Below are 18,884 nucleotides of genomic sequence, written 5' to 3' on the forward strand. Positions count from 1 at the left end.
AAGCACCTACACTCCCTCCAACAAGACAGCGTTGCGACGACCCCTTGAACCTGGTTTGGGCGTGTTGACACTATTGAGGCTGTCGTGTATTAGGGCGAGGGTGATGAAGGCCATAGAAATGATGTCGAGTCTGTCGTAGCGGGTCTAGACGTGTCGGTAGCGTTTGAGCCGGCGGATGAGCCGTTCGATCTCGTTGCGCCGCTTGTATGTCTGGCGGTTGTAGGAGTAGGGCTGTTTACGGTTGGTCTTGGGTGGATGTGGGGTTGATAGCCTGGGGCGAGAGCGAGTTGGCGTGTTTCGTTCCCCTCGTGTGCCCGGTCGGCTACCAGGGGCAGACGCAGCTACAAGGATCCTTGACGTCTCAGTAGTTCCCGTCCCCAGGGGACGTCGTGGTCTTGACCTGGGGAAAGGCAGAAATCTACGGCGGTCCGGGCGGTGGCGGCCAGCATGTGGATCTTGGTGGTCCAGCTGCCCCGGGATTGCCGATCGCCTGAGGCCCCTGGGATGTCGGGGCGCCGTGCCCGTCGGGATGTACCTTGACAGACGTGCTGTCCAGGCCCGGCACTTCGGGATCGACGAGTTGTTCTGCCTGTAGGCGGGAGAACACCCCGGTCCAGCACCCCGTTCTTAGACCAGCGGTTCATCCGCCGGTAGGCCGTGTACCACTTGCCGTACCGTGCGGGCAATGCCCTCGATTTGCGGCCGTGCTCGAGTATGTGGCGGATGCAGTTAAGTCAAGGTTGGAACTTTGGTGTTGCCCGGCTGTGTGGGGAACGCGTCTGCTATATGTTAGTATTGTGTGGTGTTGGTTTCATACGTCAATTATAGGTGTTGGTTTCATACGTCAATTATAGGTGTTGGTTTCATACGTCAATTATACCGGTCAGATACCTCCACTCCCTGGTGTATGTAGTCAACAGGCCCCAGTTTGCAGGCCGATGGCTCATGTTCCGCGGTGAACCTACCTGCCTAGGATGCGGCTAGGCCCGGTGTGTGAGTAGATGGCCGTGGTACCATGGCTTGTCAGCCAAACATGGAAGGAAGACCGATGGCCAGCCAGCGTGGCAGGGGCCGACCCATTGAGAAGCCGTTGCCGGATCGTGTCCCGGAGACGCCTGAGAACATGTTGAACGCTGTGCTGGCAATGCCACCCAAACGGTCATCGCGGTACCAGCAGAACGGTCAGCGGCGCTGACCATGGAGTGGCTGGGTGGTATTGGCGCTGTTACGACGGGGGCGGTTGCGGTGTTTGCGTTGTGGTTGAACCGTCGTGACAGGGTGGCTGACAAGATTGGCGAGTTGGATACGCGGTTGACATCTGGGATTGCTGAGTTGTCTGAGCGTGTGGCACGGATTGAGGGTCATCTGAGTCTCTACGACGCGCGGCTGGTTGATCGTAGGCCCTGATGACATCGGCTGGTGATCCTGGGGGCGTGCCGCTTGCGCCTGAACCGGAACCGGATGCGGTTACCTTCGATCCGGCTGTAGGTGCACTGACGGTCAACCTGGGGAAGGTCAATAGGTCAGCGGATGATCGCAGCGAACCGTGGGAGGCGTTGACGTTCGAGATCAACCCGGCTTTTCCTTTACGTTTGTTGACCATCGAGAACAGACCAGAGTGACCTAAACCCTATCGGCACTCACGTTTATGGTTCTTCCTTGTTGTGGGACACCACACTGCAAGATACATTTTGAACTAGGCCCTTATACAGTCCGGTAAGTGAAACGATCCCGTTGTTGCGTTCAGTATGGTGAGACGGTGGTAGTGCTAGGGGTTGAGGTATTGTGCCCAGGTTTCCATGAGTTGGCGGCGGCGTTCGAGTAGGTCGGAGCGTTGGTAGGCGAGTTCGACGTCGGTTCCTGCGCGGTGGCCTAGGCACAGTTCGGCGACGGCCCAGTCTGCGCCTGTCTCTGCGGCCCAGCTGCGGAAGGCTGAGCGCATCCCGTGTGGTGTGCCGTCGATGCCGTTTTCGCGGCAGAGTTTGCTCATGGTGGAGTCTGAGAGGGTTTGGCCGGTTGCTGATGGGAAGACGAGGTCGTTGCCGTCGGAGAGTTCGCGTGCTTTTTGGAGGACGGCTAGGGCGGCGGTGCTTAGTGGAACCCGGTGCGGTTCACCGATCTTGGTCCGGCGGCCGGGGATGGTCCATGTGGCGGAGTCGAGGTTGATCTCGTCCCATGTTGCCAGTCGGGCTTCGCTGCTTCGTACGGCGCACAGCGTGAGGAACTCTAAGCAGTACACGGTGGCTGCCCAGGCGCCGGTGGCGCGGATGGTGGCCAGTGCGTCGGATACTTGGCTGTGTGGGACGGATCGCATGTGTTGACGGCGGGTGCTGTTCTTGCCTAGGGCAGCTGTGATCGTGGCGGTGGGGTCGTTGGTGCGGTGTCCTTCAGCTACGGCCCATTTCATGACGGCGCTGATGCGCTGGCGAACCCGTCTGGCGGTTTCGGCTTTGGTGAACCATATGGGGGTGAGACACGCCATGAGGTCGGCGGAGGTGATGAGGTCGATCCGTTTTCCTCCGACTGTTGGGTACACGTAGGTTCGGAGGCTCGACTGCCAGATTTGTTGGCTTCTGCTGCCAGGCCGCCATTTGGCGGAGTGGAGTTCGATTACCTTGTCGGCTGCCTGCTCGAATGTTGGTGTCTTGTTGGCTTTCGGGTTGCGTCCTTCTTCGATGGCTTGGCGGTTGTCGAGGGCGCGGCGGCGGGCTTCGGCGAGTGTGACTGCGGGGTAGGAACCGAGGCCGAGGTTGGTCTCGCGGCCGTTGATTCGGAGTCGCTGGCTCCACGTCTTGGATAGCCGACCCTCGATTCTGGTCGTCTTCACCAGTAGGCTCAGCCCGTGGCCGCCGCGTCCGTCTCCGTAGCGTCCGGGTCTGCGCACGGTCTTGACGAAGGTAGCCGACAGGGTTGCTGGGCGTCTCATGTTTCCGATTGGTTCCTGTTCTGGGTATCGGTCTAGTTATCAGGTTAGCACCGGGATTGTACAGAACGGTGCGAAAACCGATGAAACAACCAAATCGACTACGGTGCCTGTGACCTGGGAGAACACGGGTAGTATAGAAGGTAGTGCTACGGTGCGAAACAGAGGTTCGATTGTCCGCACCTCCACTGCGTTCCGTGGGTAGCCCAAGGCGACCGACCACGCTTGCACGAGTGCTTGGGGCAGGTGGTTCGGGTCCCGCATCGGGGCCAGGTTGACGGAAGGATCGGCTCTCCGAGCCGCCTGTCAGCTCTGGTGCTTCTTGCCTTCGAAGACCGTTCCCCAGATGGGGATGTCGCGGAGGGAGTTGATGTCGACGGTGTAGGGGTCTTCTTGGAGGATGGTGAAGTCTGCTCGTTTGCCCCAGCGCAGCGATCCGATCTCGTCCTCGAGCCCGAGTACGTGGGCGGCGTTGGTGGTGATGGCCCTGATGGCGGCGTCCAGGGAGGCTCGCTCGTCGGGTCCCATCAGAGTGCCTGACTCCGTCAGCCGGTTGGCGGCTACCCAGGCGTTGTTCAGGGGCTTCGCCGGCGCCATCGGGAAGTCCGAGTGGACAGCGAACCGCACTCCTGCTCGCTCGAGGGAGCCGAGTCTGGAGATCTGGGACGCCCGCTCGAAACCGACCGTGTGGGCGGCGAAGGCTTCGGCGAGCTCGTAGACGTAGTACGCATTCACGGAGGCGACGCCCCCGACCGCCGCCATGCGGTCGACCTGTTGCGAACTCGAGATGCCGAAGTGCTCGAAGGTGAAGCGATGATCGAAGCGGGGGCGCTCCCGCTGCAGCTTCTCGAGGGTGGACAGGGCCAGTTCGACGCCGAGGTCTCCGCTGCAGTGCACATGGATCTTCAGTCCCGCATTCCAGAGGACCCGGGCGATCTCCTCGAACCTCTCCGGGGGTGTTATCCACTCGCCGTGGCGACCGTCGAGGTGTCCGGGGGGCTTGAGCATCAACAACTCTGCGAAGAACCCTCCGTCGGCGAAGAGCTTGGCGTGGTCACTGAACCGCAGGCGGTGGGTGTTCCGCTCGGGGTATTCCAGCACCCGCTCGAGGAATTGCCTGTCGGTACGCGCATCGCCATCCGGTCCCGCTGTGTAGGGCATCAGCTGGATCCGGAATGGGGTGTCGGGCTGTTCCATCACCGCCAGCAGGTGGGACCACTCCTCCTCGAATCCGTAGAAACCGAACGCGGCGTCGCCGATGGTCGTATGGCCACCGGTGTGGATGACCTGGCGCATCCGGTCGAGCCCATCGCGGAACCGCTCCGTTTCCAGGATGAAGCTGCGGAGGTGGTGGAGCGCCACTTCCAGGCCGGTCTCGAAGAACTTGCCCCCATCGAGGTCGATCTGTGGGTGACGGCGCGCGGCCTCCGGGTCCAGATCCATCCAGCGCAGGCAGGCGTCGTTCACCACCAGCGAGTGGTATCCGCGGTGCCAGACCACGACCGGACGGATGGTGGATACCTCGTTGAGGGCGTTCCGATCGATGTCACCGTGCCAGATGGGGTGATGGCCGAAGGCGAACAGTGGTTCTTTGGGCGCCAGGGTGGCTTCGATGTCAACCAAGCGGGTGCGGAACTGCTCCTCGTCACGCACGGGGTGGATCTGCTCCCCCGGGAGATCCCAACCCACCGCGGTCGTGAAGTGCATCGGCAACAGGATGGCGGCCATGGACGGATGCAGGTGGGGATCGATGAAGCCCGGCATGAGGCACAGGTTCTTGAAAGTGTCGTCCACTTCGTGGCTGTGCGTTTCGAGCCACGGTCGCATCGTCTCGATAGTCCCGACCTCGAGGATGCGTCCATCCCGAACCGCTACCGCTTCGGCCACCGGCAGGGACGGCTCCATCGTCCGCACCGTTCGGGCGACAAACACAGTTATCTCAGCCATGAAAGCCTCCTATGCCAGCAGTTCCTCCGGCCCGGAGTGCCTGTCTTCCTCGGGAGGGCCCGACCGCACCGGGACGAACCGGCCTAACCGTCCTCGCGTAGCCGTCGGCTGAGGGTTGCCGCAGTCTCGGCGCCGCTCTCGATGGCGCCGTCCATGAACCCGGCCCAGCCTCGGGCGAGGTCCGAACCGGCGAAGTAGAGGCGGCCGCGGGGAACGGAGAAGTCGGAGTAGTAGCGCGACAGCTGCCCCGGGCGGTAGGTCGTCCAAGTCCCCTTGGCGTACGGGTCGGTCGACCAGTTGTGGCTGTGGCACTTGCGGACCGTCGCCTCCGGGGCGAACTGGCGGATCGCCTGCTGCACCTGGGCGCGGTCCATTCCGTCGATCGCCGAGTCATCCTCGCCTATTCCCACCAGGAGCCGCCCGCCGTCGAAGTCGGCCTGCTCCGAGACCCAGCAGAGAGGGCCGCCCCAGCCCGAGGCCATCAGGAACTCGGGTACGTTGTCGACCAGCGCATGCAGCTTGACCGCATGGCCTGCCAGCCCCTCGGCGGCGAACGCTCTCTTGGGCGAGCCGGCAGGTAACGGCAACTCGATGTCCTCCCAGGTGTTGACGGGGGTGGCCAGCACCGCGAAGCGGGCCCTGTGGGTGTCGCCGCCGGTGGTCGTCACCGCGATATGGTCGCCGGCGTCGGCAATCGAGGCGACCGGCGCCGAGAGCCCGATGTCCGCGCCCCCGTCCTCGGCCAGGGCTGTGACCAGACTCTCCGTTCCCTGGGCGAACTTCGTAGCCGGTGCGTCGTCGAGCGTCCATGTGGTGTTGTCGTATCCGGCCACCCACGTGAGGACCTGTAGCGCCGACACGTCCGAGGGATCGCATCCGAAGGCGAACGCGGCCCACATCGAGAGGTACTCCGCCACCAGGTGTTGGTCTGTGTAGGGCGCGATGAACTCGGAGAACGGGATGTCCAGATCGTGCAGGTCCGGGCTGTCCAGATCGGACCCGAAGGTCACCCGGCGTGACTGGTCGACGATGTGATCGAGCGCCTTGTCGAGATCGGGGCGGACGTCACGGGGCACGGGCTGGTCGGGACGCGCCAGGCTGCGACCGCCGAGCGATACCCGGAACTCCTGGCCGGCCGGGCTCAGGACAGTGGGCAGGGAGTAGCGCTTGATCTCGCGGGCGATGTTGTGCTGGGTCCCCTCGTCGAACCACGTGCCCCCCATCTCGGTGTAATGGTCGGTGTCGCCGAAGCGCTTCCACCACGTCCGCCCACCCAGCCGGTCGCGCGCCTCCAGTACCAGGACCCGGTGTCCACCCTGAACCAGATCACGGGCGGCTGTCAGACCGGCGATGCCGCCACCGATAACGATCACATCATGATGCATGAAGTCCAACCTTCATCCCGAGGGTCGTATCCGAAGCATACGGCAGCCACGCGGAGATCGGCCGATCTCCGGCGAGGCAATCGGAGGGGCGTGGGATGTCTCTGTCGGGCGACTGCCGTCTCGCCCGCTCGGATCGGGTACGAGGGGCCTGCACCCTTCCGGATGTAACCGGATACCGGGGTACGCTGGGGGCGCCGGTGCGGCGATGCGGACAGGTGCTTGATGGTTGATCGGCGGATGGCCCGCCTTCGTGAGGAGTACGAGACGGAGGGGCTCTCGATGCGGGAGGCCCATCCTGACCCGATCCGCCAGTTCGACCGCTGGTTCAACGAGGCCGTGGACGCGGGTGTGCCGCAGGCCAACGCCATGACCGTTGGCACGGCTGACGATCGCGGGCGCCCCTCTGCCCGGGTGGTGCTGCTCAAGGGGTACGACCTTTCGGGGTTCGTGTTCTACACCAACCTCGGGAGCCGCAAGTCGGAGGAGTTGACGGCCAACCCGCGGGCGGCCCTCTGCTTTCTCTGGCTGGAGCTGCACCGCCAGGTCAGGATCGAAGGACCGGTCGAGGTGGTCGGCGACGCGGATTCCGACGAATACTTCGCCTCCCGTCCGCGGGGGGCCCGGATCGCCGCGGCTGCTTCTCCGCAGAGCCGGGAGATTTCCGGCAGGCTCGCGCTCGAACGCCTGGTGACGGACAAGGAAGCCGAGTACCAGGATGGGGAGGTGCCCCGGCCCGCCCACTGGGGAGGGTGGAGGGTCCGACCCGAACGGTTCGAGTTCTGGCAGGGCCGGCGCCACCGGCTCCATGACCGGGTCGTCTACCTCGCCGATGGCGACGGTTGGCGACGGGTGCGGCTGGCGCCATGATCGCCGCCGATGCCTGCCTGCGGCCGGCGATGGTCAGAGCGATGATCGCCCATGCCGCCGAAGCCAGCCCAAGAGAGGCCTGCGGCCTGATCGTCTATGACGGGGCCGGGTTTCCGGCGCGGCTCTATCGCACCACCAACGTCCACCCAGATCCCGATCGCTTCGAACTGGACCCGGTCGAGCACTTCGGGGTGCTGAGGGAGGCGGACGAGTCCGGGTGGCGGATCGGCGCGGTCTACCACTCCCATCCGCGGGGTCCCGCCCGGCCATCCGCTACGGACCGGGCCGCAGGGATCGACCCGGACTGGATATCGTTCGTCATCGGACGCAATCGGACCGCCGGGTGGGTCATCCAGGCCTACAGGTTGGCGGACGGGCGCGCTATCCCCCTCGGCAAAGTAGCGTCCTGACCGGGCACAATGCGCCGCGCGGCGGCCGGAATCGACCAAGATGAGCACCATGCCGGCGAACCCGAAGGACTTCCCGGGCCATGAACCCGATCCGGCCCGATGGTGGGATGCCGATCTGGCCGCGTACCTCTCCCGCCTGGAGAGCCAGCGGGGGTTGTCGGAACACACGGTGGCCGCCTACCGGCGTGATCTCACCCAGTTCTTCCGTCATGTCGAGAGCCTGGGAATCGACTCTGCGGCCGGTATCGACCGCACCTCGATCCGTACGTTCCTGGCACAGCTCGACGGCAGGGGTTATGCCCGGCGCTCGGTTGCCCGCAAGATCTCGGCCATCCGGGCCTTCCTGTCGGATGCGGTGCGGCGAGGTGCTCTCTCGGTCAACCCGGCCGACGGTATCGCCCGTCCCAAGTCCCGCCGGACCCTTCCCAAGGCCCTCACCCAGCGGGCCGCCACCTCGCTCCTCGAAGCGATCGACGGGGACGATCCGAAGTCGCTGCGAGACCGGGCCGTTCTCGAGACCCTTTACGCCACGGGCTTGCGCGTGTCCGAGTTGGCCTCTCTCACCATGGACGGGACGGTCGGGCTGGATCGGTTGGTCGTGGAGGGTAAGGGTGGTCGCCATAGGGTGATCCCGTTGGGGGCGCAGGCCCGGATCGCCGTCGAACGCTACGTACGAGCGGGCCGGCCCCTCCTCCTCGGCGATCGCCCCACGGACGCCCTGTGGGTGGGCGCACGGGGAGTGCCCATGAGCCCCCGAACGCTTCGCCGGATGGTGCGGAGCCGGGCAGGCACCTTTCCCCACGCCCTGCGCCACTCCTTCGCCACCCACCTGCTCGAAAGGGGTGCCGATCTGACCTCTGTCCAGCAGCTCCTGGGCCATGTCGAACTGGGGACCACCCAGGTCTACACCTCCGTCACCCGCCACCACATGAGGGCCACGTACGAACGCAGCCACCCACGTGCTTAGTTTCCAGTTGCCAGTTTCTAGTTGGTAGTGTTTTGATAGCGACTAATCTTTAGTAACAAACGATCAGCAACTAGCAACTAGCAACTAGCAACTAGCAACTAGCAACCAGCAACTAGTATCAAGCCGATCACGCACGTTCACTGCGGCCTCCCGCGGTCGGGCCAGCCAGCTCGGGGAGGTTCGGAGGGCGCCCGGGCAGCCTGCGCGGCGCCTCCGAGAAGGGTGGGCGGAGGAAGAACCGAACAGAGGAGGCATTGTTGTCTGCCGTCACCATGAAGCAGCTGCTCGAGGCCGGGGTCCATTTCGGCCACCAGACCCGGCGCTGGAACCCCAAGATGGCCCCGTACATCTTCGGAGAGCGCAACGGGATCCACATCATCGACCTGCGCCGGACGCTCGAGGAGGTCCAGAGGGCCCACGCCTTCGTCCGGGATCTGGTAGCCGAGGGCGGCGCCGTCCTGTTCGTGGGCACCAAGAAGCAGGCCCGGTCCGCCATCGAGGAAGCCGCCCAGCGGGTCGATATGCCGTACGTGAGCTTTCGGTGGCTGGGCGGCATGCTCACCAACTTCAAGACCATCAACCAGCGCATCTTCTACATGAAGGAGCTGGCAGCCATGGAGACGTCGGGCGATATGGAGCAGCTACCGAAGAAAGAACGCCTCCGCCTTCGCCGCGAGTACGCCCATCTCGAGCGGACCCTGGGCGGGGTGGCGGATATGGGCGGAACACCGTCGGCCGTCTTCGTGGTCGACCTGAACACCGAACACATCGCGGTGCGGGAAGCGGTGAGGTTGAAAATACCCGTCATCGCGCTGGTCGACTCCAACTGCAACCCCGACGATATCGACTTCGTCATCCCCGGCAACGACGACGCCATCCGGTCGGCCTCTCTCATCGCCTCTGCGATCGCTGACGCCTGCGTGGCCGGGAAGGAGCAGGCTCTCGCCGCCGCCGAGGGTAAGTCCGAGGAGGAGGGCGCCGACAGCTAGCGCCGTCACTGCGGACCGAACAGACACCAAGCCACCAACCACCAACAGGAACCTGAATCGAAGGACGAATAAAGATGCCACAGTTCACAGCCAAGGACGTACAGGCTCTGCGCAAGGCCACCGGGGTCGGCATGATGGACGCCAAGAAGGCCCTGGTGGAGTGCGACGGGGACATGGACAGGGCCAAGGACCTACTCCGGGAGAAAGGTCTGGCCGACGCCAAGAAGCGGGCCGGAAGGGACGCCAACGAGGGCACCGTCGGCTTCTACGTGCACCAGCCCTCCGGTTACCCCACCGTCGGGGTGATCGTGGAGCTGGCGTCGGAGACCGACTTCGTCGCCAAGAGCGACCGGTTCCAGAAGATGGCCCATGACGTGGCCATGCATATCGCCGCCGCCCAGCCCAAGTGGGTGCGGACCGAGGACGTACCCGGAGAGTTGGTCGACAGGGAGAAGGAGCTGATCGCCAGGGAGGCGTTGGCATCGGGCAAGCCGGAGCGGATCGTGGAGCGAATCGTGGAGGGGCGGATCAATTCCTTCTACAAGGACAACGTGCTCTACGAGCAGGAGTACATCAGGACCGATCAGTACGAAGGCAAGGTCGGGGACATGGTGACCGAACTGGCCGCCTCCATGGGTGAGAACATCGGCGTCCGGCGGTTCGCCCGCCTGGCAGTGGGTGAGCAGGACACCTAGGATTTAGCCCGGTGCGGCTCAGCCGGTGAGTACCCGCCTGGTGTTCTCGATCATGAACCGGTCCAGGAGCGCGGTGTCCAGGCCCAACGCTTCCATCATCCCGGGAACCACCGAGCGCAGGTAGCCGTAGCCGAATCCCCCGTAGGCGGTCAGCTGCAGTCGGGTGCAAACGTCGTGGCTTACCAGCAGTTGCCCGGCGTAGCCCTCGTCCGCCAGCCGGCTGAGAGCGGCCAGCCTTTGCGGGTCGGTCGGGAAGTGCAGGTACCACCCGTGCGGCCACCACGTGCTCCCGAAGAAGTCGAACTCCACGTTGACGCCGCGCGCCAGGACTCGCCGGTGCCAGGTCAGATCCCGGATGTCGAAGTCCATGTGGCAGAAAACCACCCGTTCCCAGTCGGGCTCGGTCCGGCCGAGCACTTCGAGAGCCTGCTCGGCGATCGGGACCTCCGTGAGGTGCACGAACAGCGGCGCGCCGGTAGTCCGATGGGCGATGACGGCCGCTTCCAGTGTCTTGAGTTCGCCGGGATGGACCGGAGAGAACAGGCCGATCTCGCCGATCACACCGGCCCGGACTCCGGTCTGGCCGATGCCCTCCGTCAGATCGCGGATCATCGGCTCGGCGATCTCCTCCGGCGGCGATCCGTCGATCAGGCGGCGCGTTGCGGGCCGCTGCTGGAGGCGCACGTAATGGCCGGTGCCGCAGACGATATTGATCCCGGCCGCTTCGGAGATCCGGGCCAACCCGGCCGGGTCCCTACCGAGCTCTGGCGGAGTCAGGTCCACGATGGTGTCCACTCCCGCCTGTCGGGCCTTCGCCAGTTCGCCCACCGGATCGGAGGACTCGTCAAGGGTGATCACGTTGACATTGCGCATCATGTCGTTACGCAGCACTCCGAGCTGGTCCATCGTGATCGGGCGGGTCGCCTCCGGGCCCGTAGCGGGGAATGCGTAGGCCATGGAGAGGAGCACGTGCTCGTGGGGGAGCGTGACACCCAGTTCCGAGCCCTTGATCGGACCCCTGACAGTCATCACCTGCGTCATTCGCTCCCAGTCTACGAGGCTTCCCGCACCGGCTAAGAGGGTGCGCGGATAGGCTGTCGCGAGACCTCGCAGCAAAGGCGAACATCCGGAAAGGCTGATATGACCAGTTTCTGGCACGGGTATGCCGATATGAGCCTCGTCCCCGGCAACGAGATCGTGATGAGCCGGGGAGAGGGGGTCTGGATCCGTGACACGAACGGCAACCGGTACCTGGACGCCACGGCCTCCCTCTGGTATTGCAACGTCGGGCACGGCCGCCGGGAGATCGCCGAGGCGGTGGCCCGCCAGGTCGCCGATCTGGCCGGCTATTCGACATTCGGTTTCACCACTACCCCGCCCACCAGGGAGTTAGCCGACCGGCTGGTAGCTATGGCACCCATCGACGATGCTGTGGTGTTCATGACCACCGGCGGCAGCGACGCCATCGAGACCGCCGCCAAACTGATCCGCCGCTACTGGAACGCGGTGGGCCGGCCCGAGAAGCGGATCATCGTGGCCCGAGAGCTGAGCTACCACGGCATGAACGCCTGGGGTACCGAACTCGGTGGGCTTCCCTCCAACAACGAGGGCTACGGGGGGCCGTTGGTACCCCACGTGGTCCACGTTCCCACCCATGACACCTCGGCGGTCGCCGACCTGTTCGAGCGCGAGGGCGGGCGGATCGCAGCCTTCGTGGGTGAGCCGGTGATCGGGTCGGGAGGGGTCGTTCCGCCGGCTGACGGCTACTGGCCCGAAATCGAGCGGCTGTGCCGTGCTCACGACGTGCTGCTGGTGGCCGACGAGGTGATCACCGGATTCGGCCGGGTGGGCCGGGACTTCGGCGCCCAGCACTACGGGTTCACCCCTGATGTGATCGCGTTCGCCAAGGGTGTCACGTCCGGCTACGCGCCCCTGGGCGGCATTCTGGTTTCTCCCCGGATACGGGAGCCCTTCTGGAGCGGTCAAGCCATGTTCCGCCACGGATATACCTACTCGGGCCACGCCGCATCCTGCGCGGCCGCCCTGGCCAACCTCGACATCCTCGAGCGGGAGGGCCTGGTGGCGAGGGTCGCCAAACTGGAGCCGATCCTCGCTTCGGGTGTACGGCGCCTGGAGAGCCATCCCGTGGTCGACTCGACTCGTGCAGCCGGTCTGCTGGCCGCGGTGGTGCTCTCGGAAGACGCCTTGGAGGACGATCCGGGTTTGCTAGACGCCGTGGTCCGCGCCGCTCTCGAGCGGGGGATAATCACGATCGGCCTGCGGGGGGCCTACGGCGTCCTCCAGATATCCCCACCGTTCGTTATAACCGAATCGGAAATCGACCACATGCTGGGCGGTCTGGCCGATGCCGTAGCCGGAGTCGCGACCGAGCGGGGGTTCGGCTAGTGGTCTGTTCCGGGCGGGGCTCCCCTGTGGCAAACTACAGCGTGTGAGAGTTGATGCCCGCAGCGCGAATCCCCCCGTTCCGGGTTTCCCGGGATCCCTCTAGATGGCTTCGCCCCGCAGGGTCCTGCTGAAGCTGTCCGGGGAGGCCTTCGCCGATCCCGAGATCGGCTACGGGATATCTCCCGAGACGGTCCAGCGAGCGGCGGGAGAGATCGCCGAGTCGCAGAAGGCCGGGCACCAGATCGGGATCGTGGTGGGCGGTGGCAACATCTTCCGGGGCGTATCCGCCGCGGCCACCGGTATGGACCCGGCCAACGCCGACTACATGGGCATGCTCGCCACAGTCATCAACGCCCTGGCCCTCCGCGACGCCATCGAGGCTCGGGGTGTGGAATGCCGGGTGCAGTCGGCGATCACGATGCAGCAGCTGGCCGAGCCCTACATTCGCTTGCGGGCCATCCGCCACCTGGAGAAGGGCCGCTCCGTGATCTTCGCGGCCGGCAGCGGGAATCCGTTCTTCACCACCGACACGGCCGCGGCCCTCCGGGCTGTCGAGATCGGCGCCGAGGTGATGCTCAAGGCCAGCAAGGTGGAAGGGATCTACTCCGCCGATCCCGAGCTTCATCAGGATGCCCGCCTACTGGACCGGATCGGCTACATGGACTTCATCAACGCCGAACTCAGGGTGATGGACACCACCGCCGTCACGATGTGCATGGACCACCGGCTGCCGATCGTGGTGTTCCGCCTGGTCGATCCCGGTAACATCCGGCGGGCCGTGGAGGGCGAGTCGATCGGTACCCGGGTGTGTTGAGACACATCCGGAGAGGAGGTTGACGCATGCTGGATGAACTGCTCGAGGATGCCGCAGAGCGAATGGCGTCGGCGGTGAAGCACACGCAGGGCGAGTTCGCGACGCTCCGCACCGACCGGGCCAGCGGGGCGGTTCTTTCCAGGGTCATGGTCGAGTACTACGGGGAGAGGGTGGCCCTCCTGGAGCTCGCCAGGACCGCCAGCCATGAGAACCTCCTGGTGGTGATCCCCCATGACTCGAATGACCTGGTGGCCATCGAACGGGCCATCCGCCTGTCGGGCCTCGATCTGAATCCGGCCAGTGACGGGAAGGTGATCCGCCTGGTGTTCCCGCCGCTCACCGAAGAACGGCGGCGCCAGCTCGTCAAGTTGGCCCGGAGCATGGCCGAGGAGGGCCGGGTAGCGATACGCCACATCCGGAGGTCGACCCGTAGCGACCTGGGCGAGATCGGCGAATCGGAGGACGAGATCTGGAGGGCCGAGAAGAAGCTCCAGCAGGAAACCGACCGCCATATCACCATGACCGACGAGCTGCTCGCCAACAAGGAGCGGGAGCTCCTCAAGATCTAGTTGTTAGTTTCTAGTTGTTAGTCGGTAGTTGGTAGTCATTCAACCAATAATCAGCAACTAGAACTACACTGAGAACTACAGGCTGCGCAGTTCGTCCTCGCGAGCGCTCTCGATCAGGAATAGCCACGGGATCGGCCCTCATAGGGGTATTCTGGGCCGACTTACCCCGAGGAAACGGTTACGCATGGTTGGTGACGGCACCGATCCGCCCCCCGAGTTGGACCATGAAGAGGCTGGGGATCAGCCTGCCGACTCCGAGGGCTCTCCTCCGGAGTCCGAAGAGTTCACCGACCGCGACTACATCCGATCCACCACCCGCGAATACAAGGGCCTGGCCGAAGCGGTAGCCCGCGCGGGCGAGGAGGAGGTCGAGCAGTCGGCGGTGGCGGCCTCGATCCCGGGGGTCGGCACCAGCGTGGTCGGCTTCGAGGATGTGACCGGAGTCGAGGAGGAAGACCCGGAGCACATCGAGCAGATCGACCGGGCCCGCCGCTCCGAGTTGGCGCTCCGGATCGCCACCGGCCTGGCTGCGGTGGCTGTCTTCTTCGGGTCCCTGTATGCGGGACCGCTGTGGGTCACCCTGTTCGTCAGCCTCCTGATCCTGGTCGCCGTGGCGGAGTTCTACCAGGCGGTCCGCCGGGTCGGTTTCACGCCCCTGGCCTTCATCGGCCTACCAGGGGCCGCGGCGGTCATGTACGTGGCGTGGGACTCCGGGCCCGCCGCGGTGGGCGGGGTGCTGGCAGCCGTGATCCTGCTGTCGGGCCTGTTCTTCGTGTTGGCCGGACGGAACTATCCGCTGGCCAACATCGGGGTCACGGTCCTCGGCGTGGCCTGGGCGCCGGTCCTGGCCTCCTTCGCGGTCCCGATCTTCCGGTCTCCCCAAGCTTGGGGCTTGACGACTGCCCTGGTGGTGTTGACCGCTCTCAACGACATTGCCGCCTTTTCCTACGGTCGCACGCTCGGAAAACGCCGCATGGCACCCAACCTCTCACCCAACAAGACCGTGGAAGGGTTCCTCGGCGCCACCGTCATCACCGTGCTGGCGGGGGTCGTGATCGGGAGGTTCGGGCTGCTGGAGCCGCTTACCCTGCATTCCGGCATCGCTCTGGCCGCGGGAATCAGCGTGTTCGGACCCATGGGCGACCTGGCAGAGTCGGCGGTGAAGCGGTCCATCGACATCAAGGACATGGGTAGCAGCCTGCCCGGCCATGGTGGGGTGCTGGATCGGCTGGACGCCTTCATGTTCGCGATTCCTACCGCCTATCTGGTGTATCTCTGGTTCGGATACCTGTGAGACCCGTTGTCGTCCTGGGGGCGACGGGGTCGATCGGTCGCCAGACACTCGAAGTAGCGGACCGCCTCGGTGTCCCGGTGGCAGGACTCGCCGCGCGACGGGCAGGGGACGACCTGGCGCGGTTGGCCGACCGTTACCCGCCGGCCACCGTGGTGGCGGTGGCGCCCGACCCGGACGGCCATGACCGCTTCCGCCGGCATTACGGCGACCGCTACGCCTCGGGCCCCGGCGCCCTGGTGGAGATGGCGCAGCATCCCGGTTCGGTAGTCGTCAACGGGGTGGTGGGGTCGGCGGGTCTCGAAGCGTCCATCGCCGGGCTGGAGGCGGGAAACCGTCTCGCCCTGGCCAACAAGGAGAGCCTGGTCGTGGGCGGTGAACTGGTGATGTCGGCCGCCCGCCACGGTGAGTTGATTCCGGTCGATTCGGAGCACTCAGCGCTGTTCCAGTGCATGGTGGGGGAGCGGATTCCCGAAGTCTCCCGCCTGGTGCTGACCGCTTCGGGCGGTCCCTTTCGAGGCAGGGACCGGGAGCGGTTGCGCCATGTGGGAGTCGAAGAGGCGCTGGCCCATCCCACCTGGAACATGGGACCCCGGATAACCATCGACTCGGCCACACTGGTGAACAAGGGCTTGGAGGTGATCGAGGCCCACTTCCTGTTCGGTCTGGCTTTCGAGAAGGTGGATGTGGTGGTACATCCACAGAGCATCGTCCACTCGCTGGTGGAGTTCGTGGACGGATCGCTGAAGGCCCATCTGGGTGTCACCGACATGCGGATCCCGATCCAGTACGCACTCACGTATCCGCAACGCGCTCCGGGCAGCCTTCCCCGGTTCGACCTGACGCGTTCCGACCTGACCTTCGAGGCTGTCGACCGCCACGCCTTTCCCGCGCTCGACCTCGCCTATGCCGCAGGAAGGGCGGGAGGAACCGTCCCGGCGGCCTTCAACGCCGCAGACGAGGTGGCTGTGGCCGCCTTCCTGGAGCGGCGTATCGGGTTCCTCGATATTCCCGCCGTGATCGCCGAGGTACTCGAGGGTCATGAGGTAATGGAGGCGACCTCGGTCGAGGTGGTGGTCGAAGCCGATCGGGCTGCCCGGACAGCCGCTCGCGCCGCAGTGGAGCGCCGGTAGAGGAGAGGTCTTGGTCGGCGGAATAATGATGGTGGTGGCCATCTCGGCGTTCATCGTCGTGCACGAGGCCGGCCATTACTGGGCAGCCCGCGCCACCGGGATGAAGGCCACCGAGTTCTTCCTCGGCTTCGGGCCTCGGCTGTGGTCCTTCCGCCGCGGCGAGACCGAATTCGGCGTGAAGGCGCTCCTGTTCGGCGGCTATGTGAGGATCGCCGGCATGAGTATCGGCGAGAGGGTCGACCCGGTCGACGCGGGCCGCGCCTACCGGGAGCAGCCCTTCTGGAAGAAGTCGGTGGTGGTCCTCTCCGGGGTGACGCTCAACCTCGTGACCGCCTACCTGCTGCTGTTCGGTCTGTTCTGGTACTCCGGCGCCGCCGAGTTGACCACCGCCGTGGAAAGGGTCAGCCCCGAGATATCCCCTGGCGTGCCCAGTCCGGCAGCCGTGGCCGGCGTGCTGGACGGAGACGTCATGACCGCTATCGACGGCGTAGCCCTGGACGGTTGGGAACAGGCCGTGCAGCTGATCATGAGCCGCCCCGGCGAGACCGTGACGTTGGATATCGTCCGCGACGGCCGTTCTCGCTCCCTTACGGCCACCCTCGGCTCGTACCATCCCCAGACCGGTGAGGCGGTCGGCTTCCTAGGCGTCTCACCCGTGGCGCGGCGGGTCTCGATCGGGCCCATCACGGCCGCCGGACGGGCGGCCGTGGCGGAGTGGGCGATCGTCTCCGGCGCACTGGACGCCATCGCACGCATCGTTCGACCCGGATCGCTGCTCGAGCTGGGCGGGGTGCTGGCCGGGCAGAGCGACGTTCCCGAAGAGATCCGGCCGGTCAGTCCCATCGGTCTGGTCAGGATCGGAAGCCAGGCGTCGGAGGTGGGCATCGGCAACATCGTCTTCATCCTGGCGGTGGTGAACGTCACCCTGGCCCTGTTCAACAGCGTGCCCCTGTACCCGTTGGACGGCGGGCATTTCGCGGTGGCGCTCTACGAGAAGGTCACGGGCCGGCGGGTGGATCACCGCAACCTGGTCCCCATCGCCGCCTTGGTGGTCCTGTTCATGCTGTTCCTAGGCCTGGTGGCGATCGTCCTCGACATCGTGAACCCGCTGACTTTGTAGTTGCTGGTTGCCAGTTCCTAGTTTCTAGTTGTTGGTGCTGTGTTATATTCTATTATCCTATCAGTCGACTACCGACCAGCAACTACCGGCTACCAACTACCGGCTACCAACTACCTAGTAACATGGCAGTCTGATGGCTCACCGCGAAGGAACCAGGCAGATTCACGTGGGTCGCGTCCCGGTGGGGGGTGGCGCTCCGGTCTCGGTGCAGTCGATGACCACCACCAAGACCGCCGACGTGGACGGCACCCTGGCCCAGGTCTATGCCCTGGCGGGCGCCGGCGCCGACATCGTCCGCATCACCTGCAACGATGTCGCCGCCGCCGAGGGGCTGGCCGAGATCGTCCCTCGCTCGCCGGTGCCGATCATCGCCGACATCCATTACCAGTACCGCCTGGCCCTCGCGGCTCTCGAAGCCGGCGTGCAGGGCTTGCGACTCAACCCGGGCAACATCCGGAAGCCGGATCAGATCCGCGCGGTGGCTCGCGACGCCAAGGACCGGGGAATCCCGATCCGGGTGGGCGTCAACGCCGGCAGCCTGGACCGCGATCTGATGAGGCGATACGGTTCCGCCACGCCCGAGGCCCTGGTGGCGTCGGCGCTCAAGGAGATCGAGTACCTGGCCGAGGAAGACTTCCATGACATCAAGATCTCGGTAAAGCACTCCCATGTGCCGTCCATGGTGGATTCCTACCGCCTGCTGGCCGACACGGTCGGCTTCCCGCTCCATCTCGGCGTAACCGAGGCGGGGCCTCCACCAGGGGGACTTATCAAGTCGGTGGCCGGCATAGCCACCCTGCTGCTCGAAGGCATCGGCGACACCATCCGCTTCTCGTTGACCGCCGATCCCGTGGAGGAGGCCAAGGCCGGGCGGCAGCTCCTCGAATATCTCGACCTTCGGGAGCGCACCGGGCTCGACCTGATCGCCTGTCCCAGCTGCGGACGAGCGGAGGTCGATGTGCTGGAGGTGGCGCAAGCCGCTCAGGCCAGGCTGGAGGAGGCCAAGCTCCCGATCCAGGTGGCCGTCATGGGCTGCGTGGTGAACGGGCCCGGAGAGGCACGAGAGGCCGACCTGGGGATCGCTGCCGGTCGGGGCCGGGGGCACCTGTTCATCAAGGGCAAGGTGGTGAGGGTGGTTCCGGAGACCGAGATGGTGGAAGCCCTGCTCGACGAGGCCCGCAAGCTGGTCGCCGAGGGCGTCGAGGCTCGGATAGCCGCCGCCGACGATCGGGCCGCCGACCTGGCCGCCCAGGACCGGCAGGTGTTGATCGACATCCAGGGCGACGCCAATCGGTCCGCAGCTCGCCGCGCCGCGGTCGCCGATGTGGCGGCCCGGTGACGCCTCGACTCCTCTGAGAAACCAGTTCC

At 65.3% G+C, this 18,884-nt stretch carries 16 protein-coding genes and 1 pseudogene; 12 read left to right on the forward strand and 5 right to left on the reverse strand.

The features are described from left to right. Window positions 1-75: 75 nt before the first annotated feature. The 4 genes and pseudogenes from OXM57_04510 to OXM57_04525 all read right to left on the reverse strand — a co-directional run bounded on the left by OXM57_04510 (window position 76) and on the right by OXM57_04525 (window position 6,255). A pseudogene (locus OXM57_04510) lies at window positions 76-786 on the reverse strand (IS5 family transposase). 982 nt (window positions 787-1,768) lie between these two features. After that, window positions 1,769-2,926, reverse strand: coding sequence for a tyrosine-type recombinase/integrase (locus OXM57_04515; GenBank protein MDE0351931.1), 1,158 nt, complete (start codon window positions 2,924-2,926; stop codon window positions 1,769-1,771). A 303-nt stretch (window positions 2,927-3,229) separates the two neighbouring features. Further along, the gene (locus OXM57_04520; protein ID MDE0351932.1) at window positions 3,230-4,870 is read right to left on the reverse strand and encodes an amidohydrolase; all 1,641 of its coding nucleotides are present in this window, start codon (window positions 4,868-4,870) and stop codon (window positions 3,230-3,232) included. Window positions 4,871-4,953: 83 nt separating this feature from the next. Then, window positions 4,954-6,255 (reverse strand): NAD(P)/FAD-dependent oxidoreductase, encoded by a 1,302-nt coding sequence (locus OXM57_04525; GenBank protein ID MDE0351933.1) that lies wholly within the window; start codon window positions 6,253-6,255, stop codon window positions 4,954-4,956. 222 nt (window positions 6,256-6,477) lie between these two features. Between OXM57_04525 and pdxH the strand changes: the two genes are divergently transcribed. The 5 genes from pdxH (at window position 6,478) to OXM57_04550 (ending at window position 10,183) form a co-directional block, all read left to right on the forward strand. Further along, a complete protein-coding gene (gene pdxH, locus OXM57_04530) occupies window positions 6,478-7,122 on the forward strand; it encodes a pyridoxamine 5'-phosphate oxidase (GenBank protein MDE0351934.1) in 645 nt (214 codons plus the stop codon). Further along, the gene (locus tag OXM57_04535; GenBank protein MDE0351935.1) at window positions 7,119-7,532 is read left to right on the forward strand and encodes a M67 family metallopeptidase; all 414 of its coding nucleotides are present in this window, start codon (window positions 7,119-7,121) and stop codon (window positions 7,530-7,532) included. The genes pdxH and OXM57_04535 overlap by 4 nt, the downstream gene beginning before the upstream one ends. Before the next feature lie 40 nt (window positions 7,533-7,572). Beyond that, the gene (locus tag OXM57_04540) at window positions 7,573-8,499 is read left to right on the forward strand and encodes a tyrosine-type recombinase/integrase (protein ID MDE0351936.1); all 927 of its coding nucleotides are present in this window, start codon (window positions 7,573-7,575) and stop codon (window positions 8,497-8,499) included. Between the two features lie 257 nt (window positions 8,500-8,756). Further along, complete coding sequence (gene rpsB / locus OXM57_04545) at window positions 8,757-9,488, forward strand: 30S ribosomal protein S2 (protein MDE0351937.1); 732 nt, start codon at window positions 8,757-8,759, stop codon at window positions 9,486-9,488. Window positions 9,489-9,562: 74 nt separating this feature from the next. Further along, window positions 9,563-10,183 carry a translation elongation factor Ts gene (locus tag OXM57_04550; protein ID MDE0351938.1) on the forward strand — a complete coding sequence of 207 codons (621 nt, stop codon included), beginning with the start codon at window positions 9,563-9,565 and terminating at the stop codon, window positions 10,181-10,183. Window positions 10,184-10,201: 18 nt separating this feature from the next. On the opposite strand, the gene OXM57_04555 is transcribed toward OXM57_04550, so the two are convergent. Next, window positions 10,202-11,224, reverse strand: coding sequence for a hypothetical protein (locus OXM57_04555; protein ID MDE0351939.1), 1,023 nt, complete (start codon window positions 11,222-11,224; stop codon window positions 10,202-10,204). A gap of 99 nt (window positions 11,225-11,323) precedes the next feature. On the opposite strand from OXM57_04555, the gene OXM57_04560 reads away from it, so the two are divergent. The 7 genes from OXM57_04560 to ispG all read left to right on the forward strand — a co-directional run bounded on the left by OXM57_04560 (window position 11,324) and on the right by ispG (window position 18,855). Further along, window positions 11,324-12,589: an aminotransferase class III-fold pyridoxal phosphate-dependent enzyme gene (locus OXM57_04560; GenBank protein MDE0351940.1), complete on the forward strand. Its 1,266-nt coding sequence runs from the start codon at window positions 11,324-11,326 to the stop codon at window positions 12,587-12,589. A 103-nt stretch (window positions 12,590-12,692) separates the two neighbouring features. After that, on the forward strand, window positions 12,693-13,403 hold the full coding sequence (gene pyrH, locus OXM57_04565; protein MDE0351941.1) for a UMP kinase: 711 nt from the start codon (window positions 12,693-12,695) through the stop codon (window positions 13,401-13,403). Window positions 13,404-13,429: 26 nt separating this feature from the next. Next, entirely contained in the window at window positions 13,430-13,972 is a 543-nt protein-coding gene (locus OXM57_04570; GenBank protein MDE0351942.1) for a ribosome-recycling factor, read from the forward strand. 184 nt (window positions 13,973-14,156) lie between these two features. Beyond that, window positions 14,157-15,266, forward strand: coding sequence for a phosphatidate cytidylyltransferase (locus OXM57_04575; GenBank protein ID MDE0351943.1), 1,110 nt, complete (start codon window positions 14,157-14,159; stop codon window positions 15,264-15,266). Beyond that, on the forward strand, window positions 15,263-16,396 hold the full coding sequence (dxr, locus tag OXM57_04580) for a 1-deoxy-D-xylulose-5-phosphate reductoisomerase (GenBank protein ID MDE0351944.1): 1,134 nt from the start codon (window positions 15,263-15,265) through the stop codon (window positions 16,394-16,396). Before OXM57_04575 ends, dxr begins: the two co-directional genes overlap by 4 nt. A 10-nt stretch (window positions 16,397-16,406) precedes the next feature. Then, window positions 16,407-17,516 (forward strand): M50 family metallopeptidase, encoded by a 1,110-nt coding sequence (locus tag OXM57_04585; GenBank protein MDE0351945.1) that lies wholly within the window; start codon window positions 16,407-16,409, stop codon window positions 17,514-17,516. A gap of 133 nt (window positions 17,517-17,649) precedes the next feature. Then, a complete protein-coding gene (gene ispG, locus OXM57_04590) occupies window positions 17,650-18,855 on the forward strand; it encodes a flavodoxin-dependent (E)-4-hydroxy-3-methylbut-2-enyl-diphosphate synthase (GenBank protein ID MDE0351946.1) in 1,206 nt (401 codons plus the stop codon). The last annotated feature ends 29 nt before the right edge of the window (window positions 18,856-18,884 follow it).

This window comes from bacterium, assembly GCA_028820935.1.
GTDB lineage: Bacteria > Actinomycetota > Acidimicrobiia > Spongiisociales > Spongiisociaceae > Spongiisocius.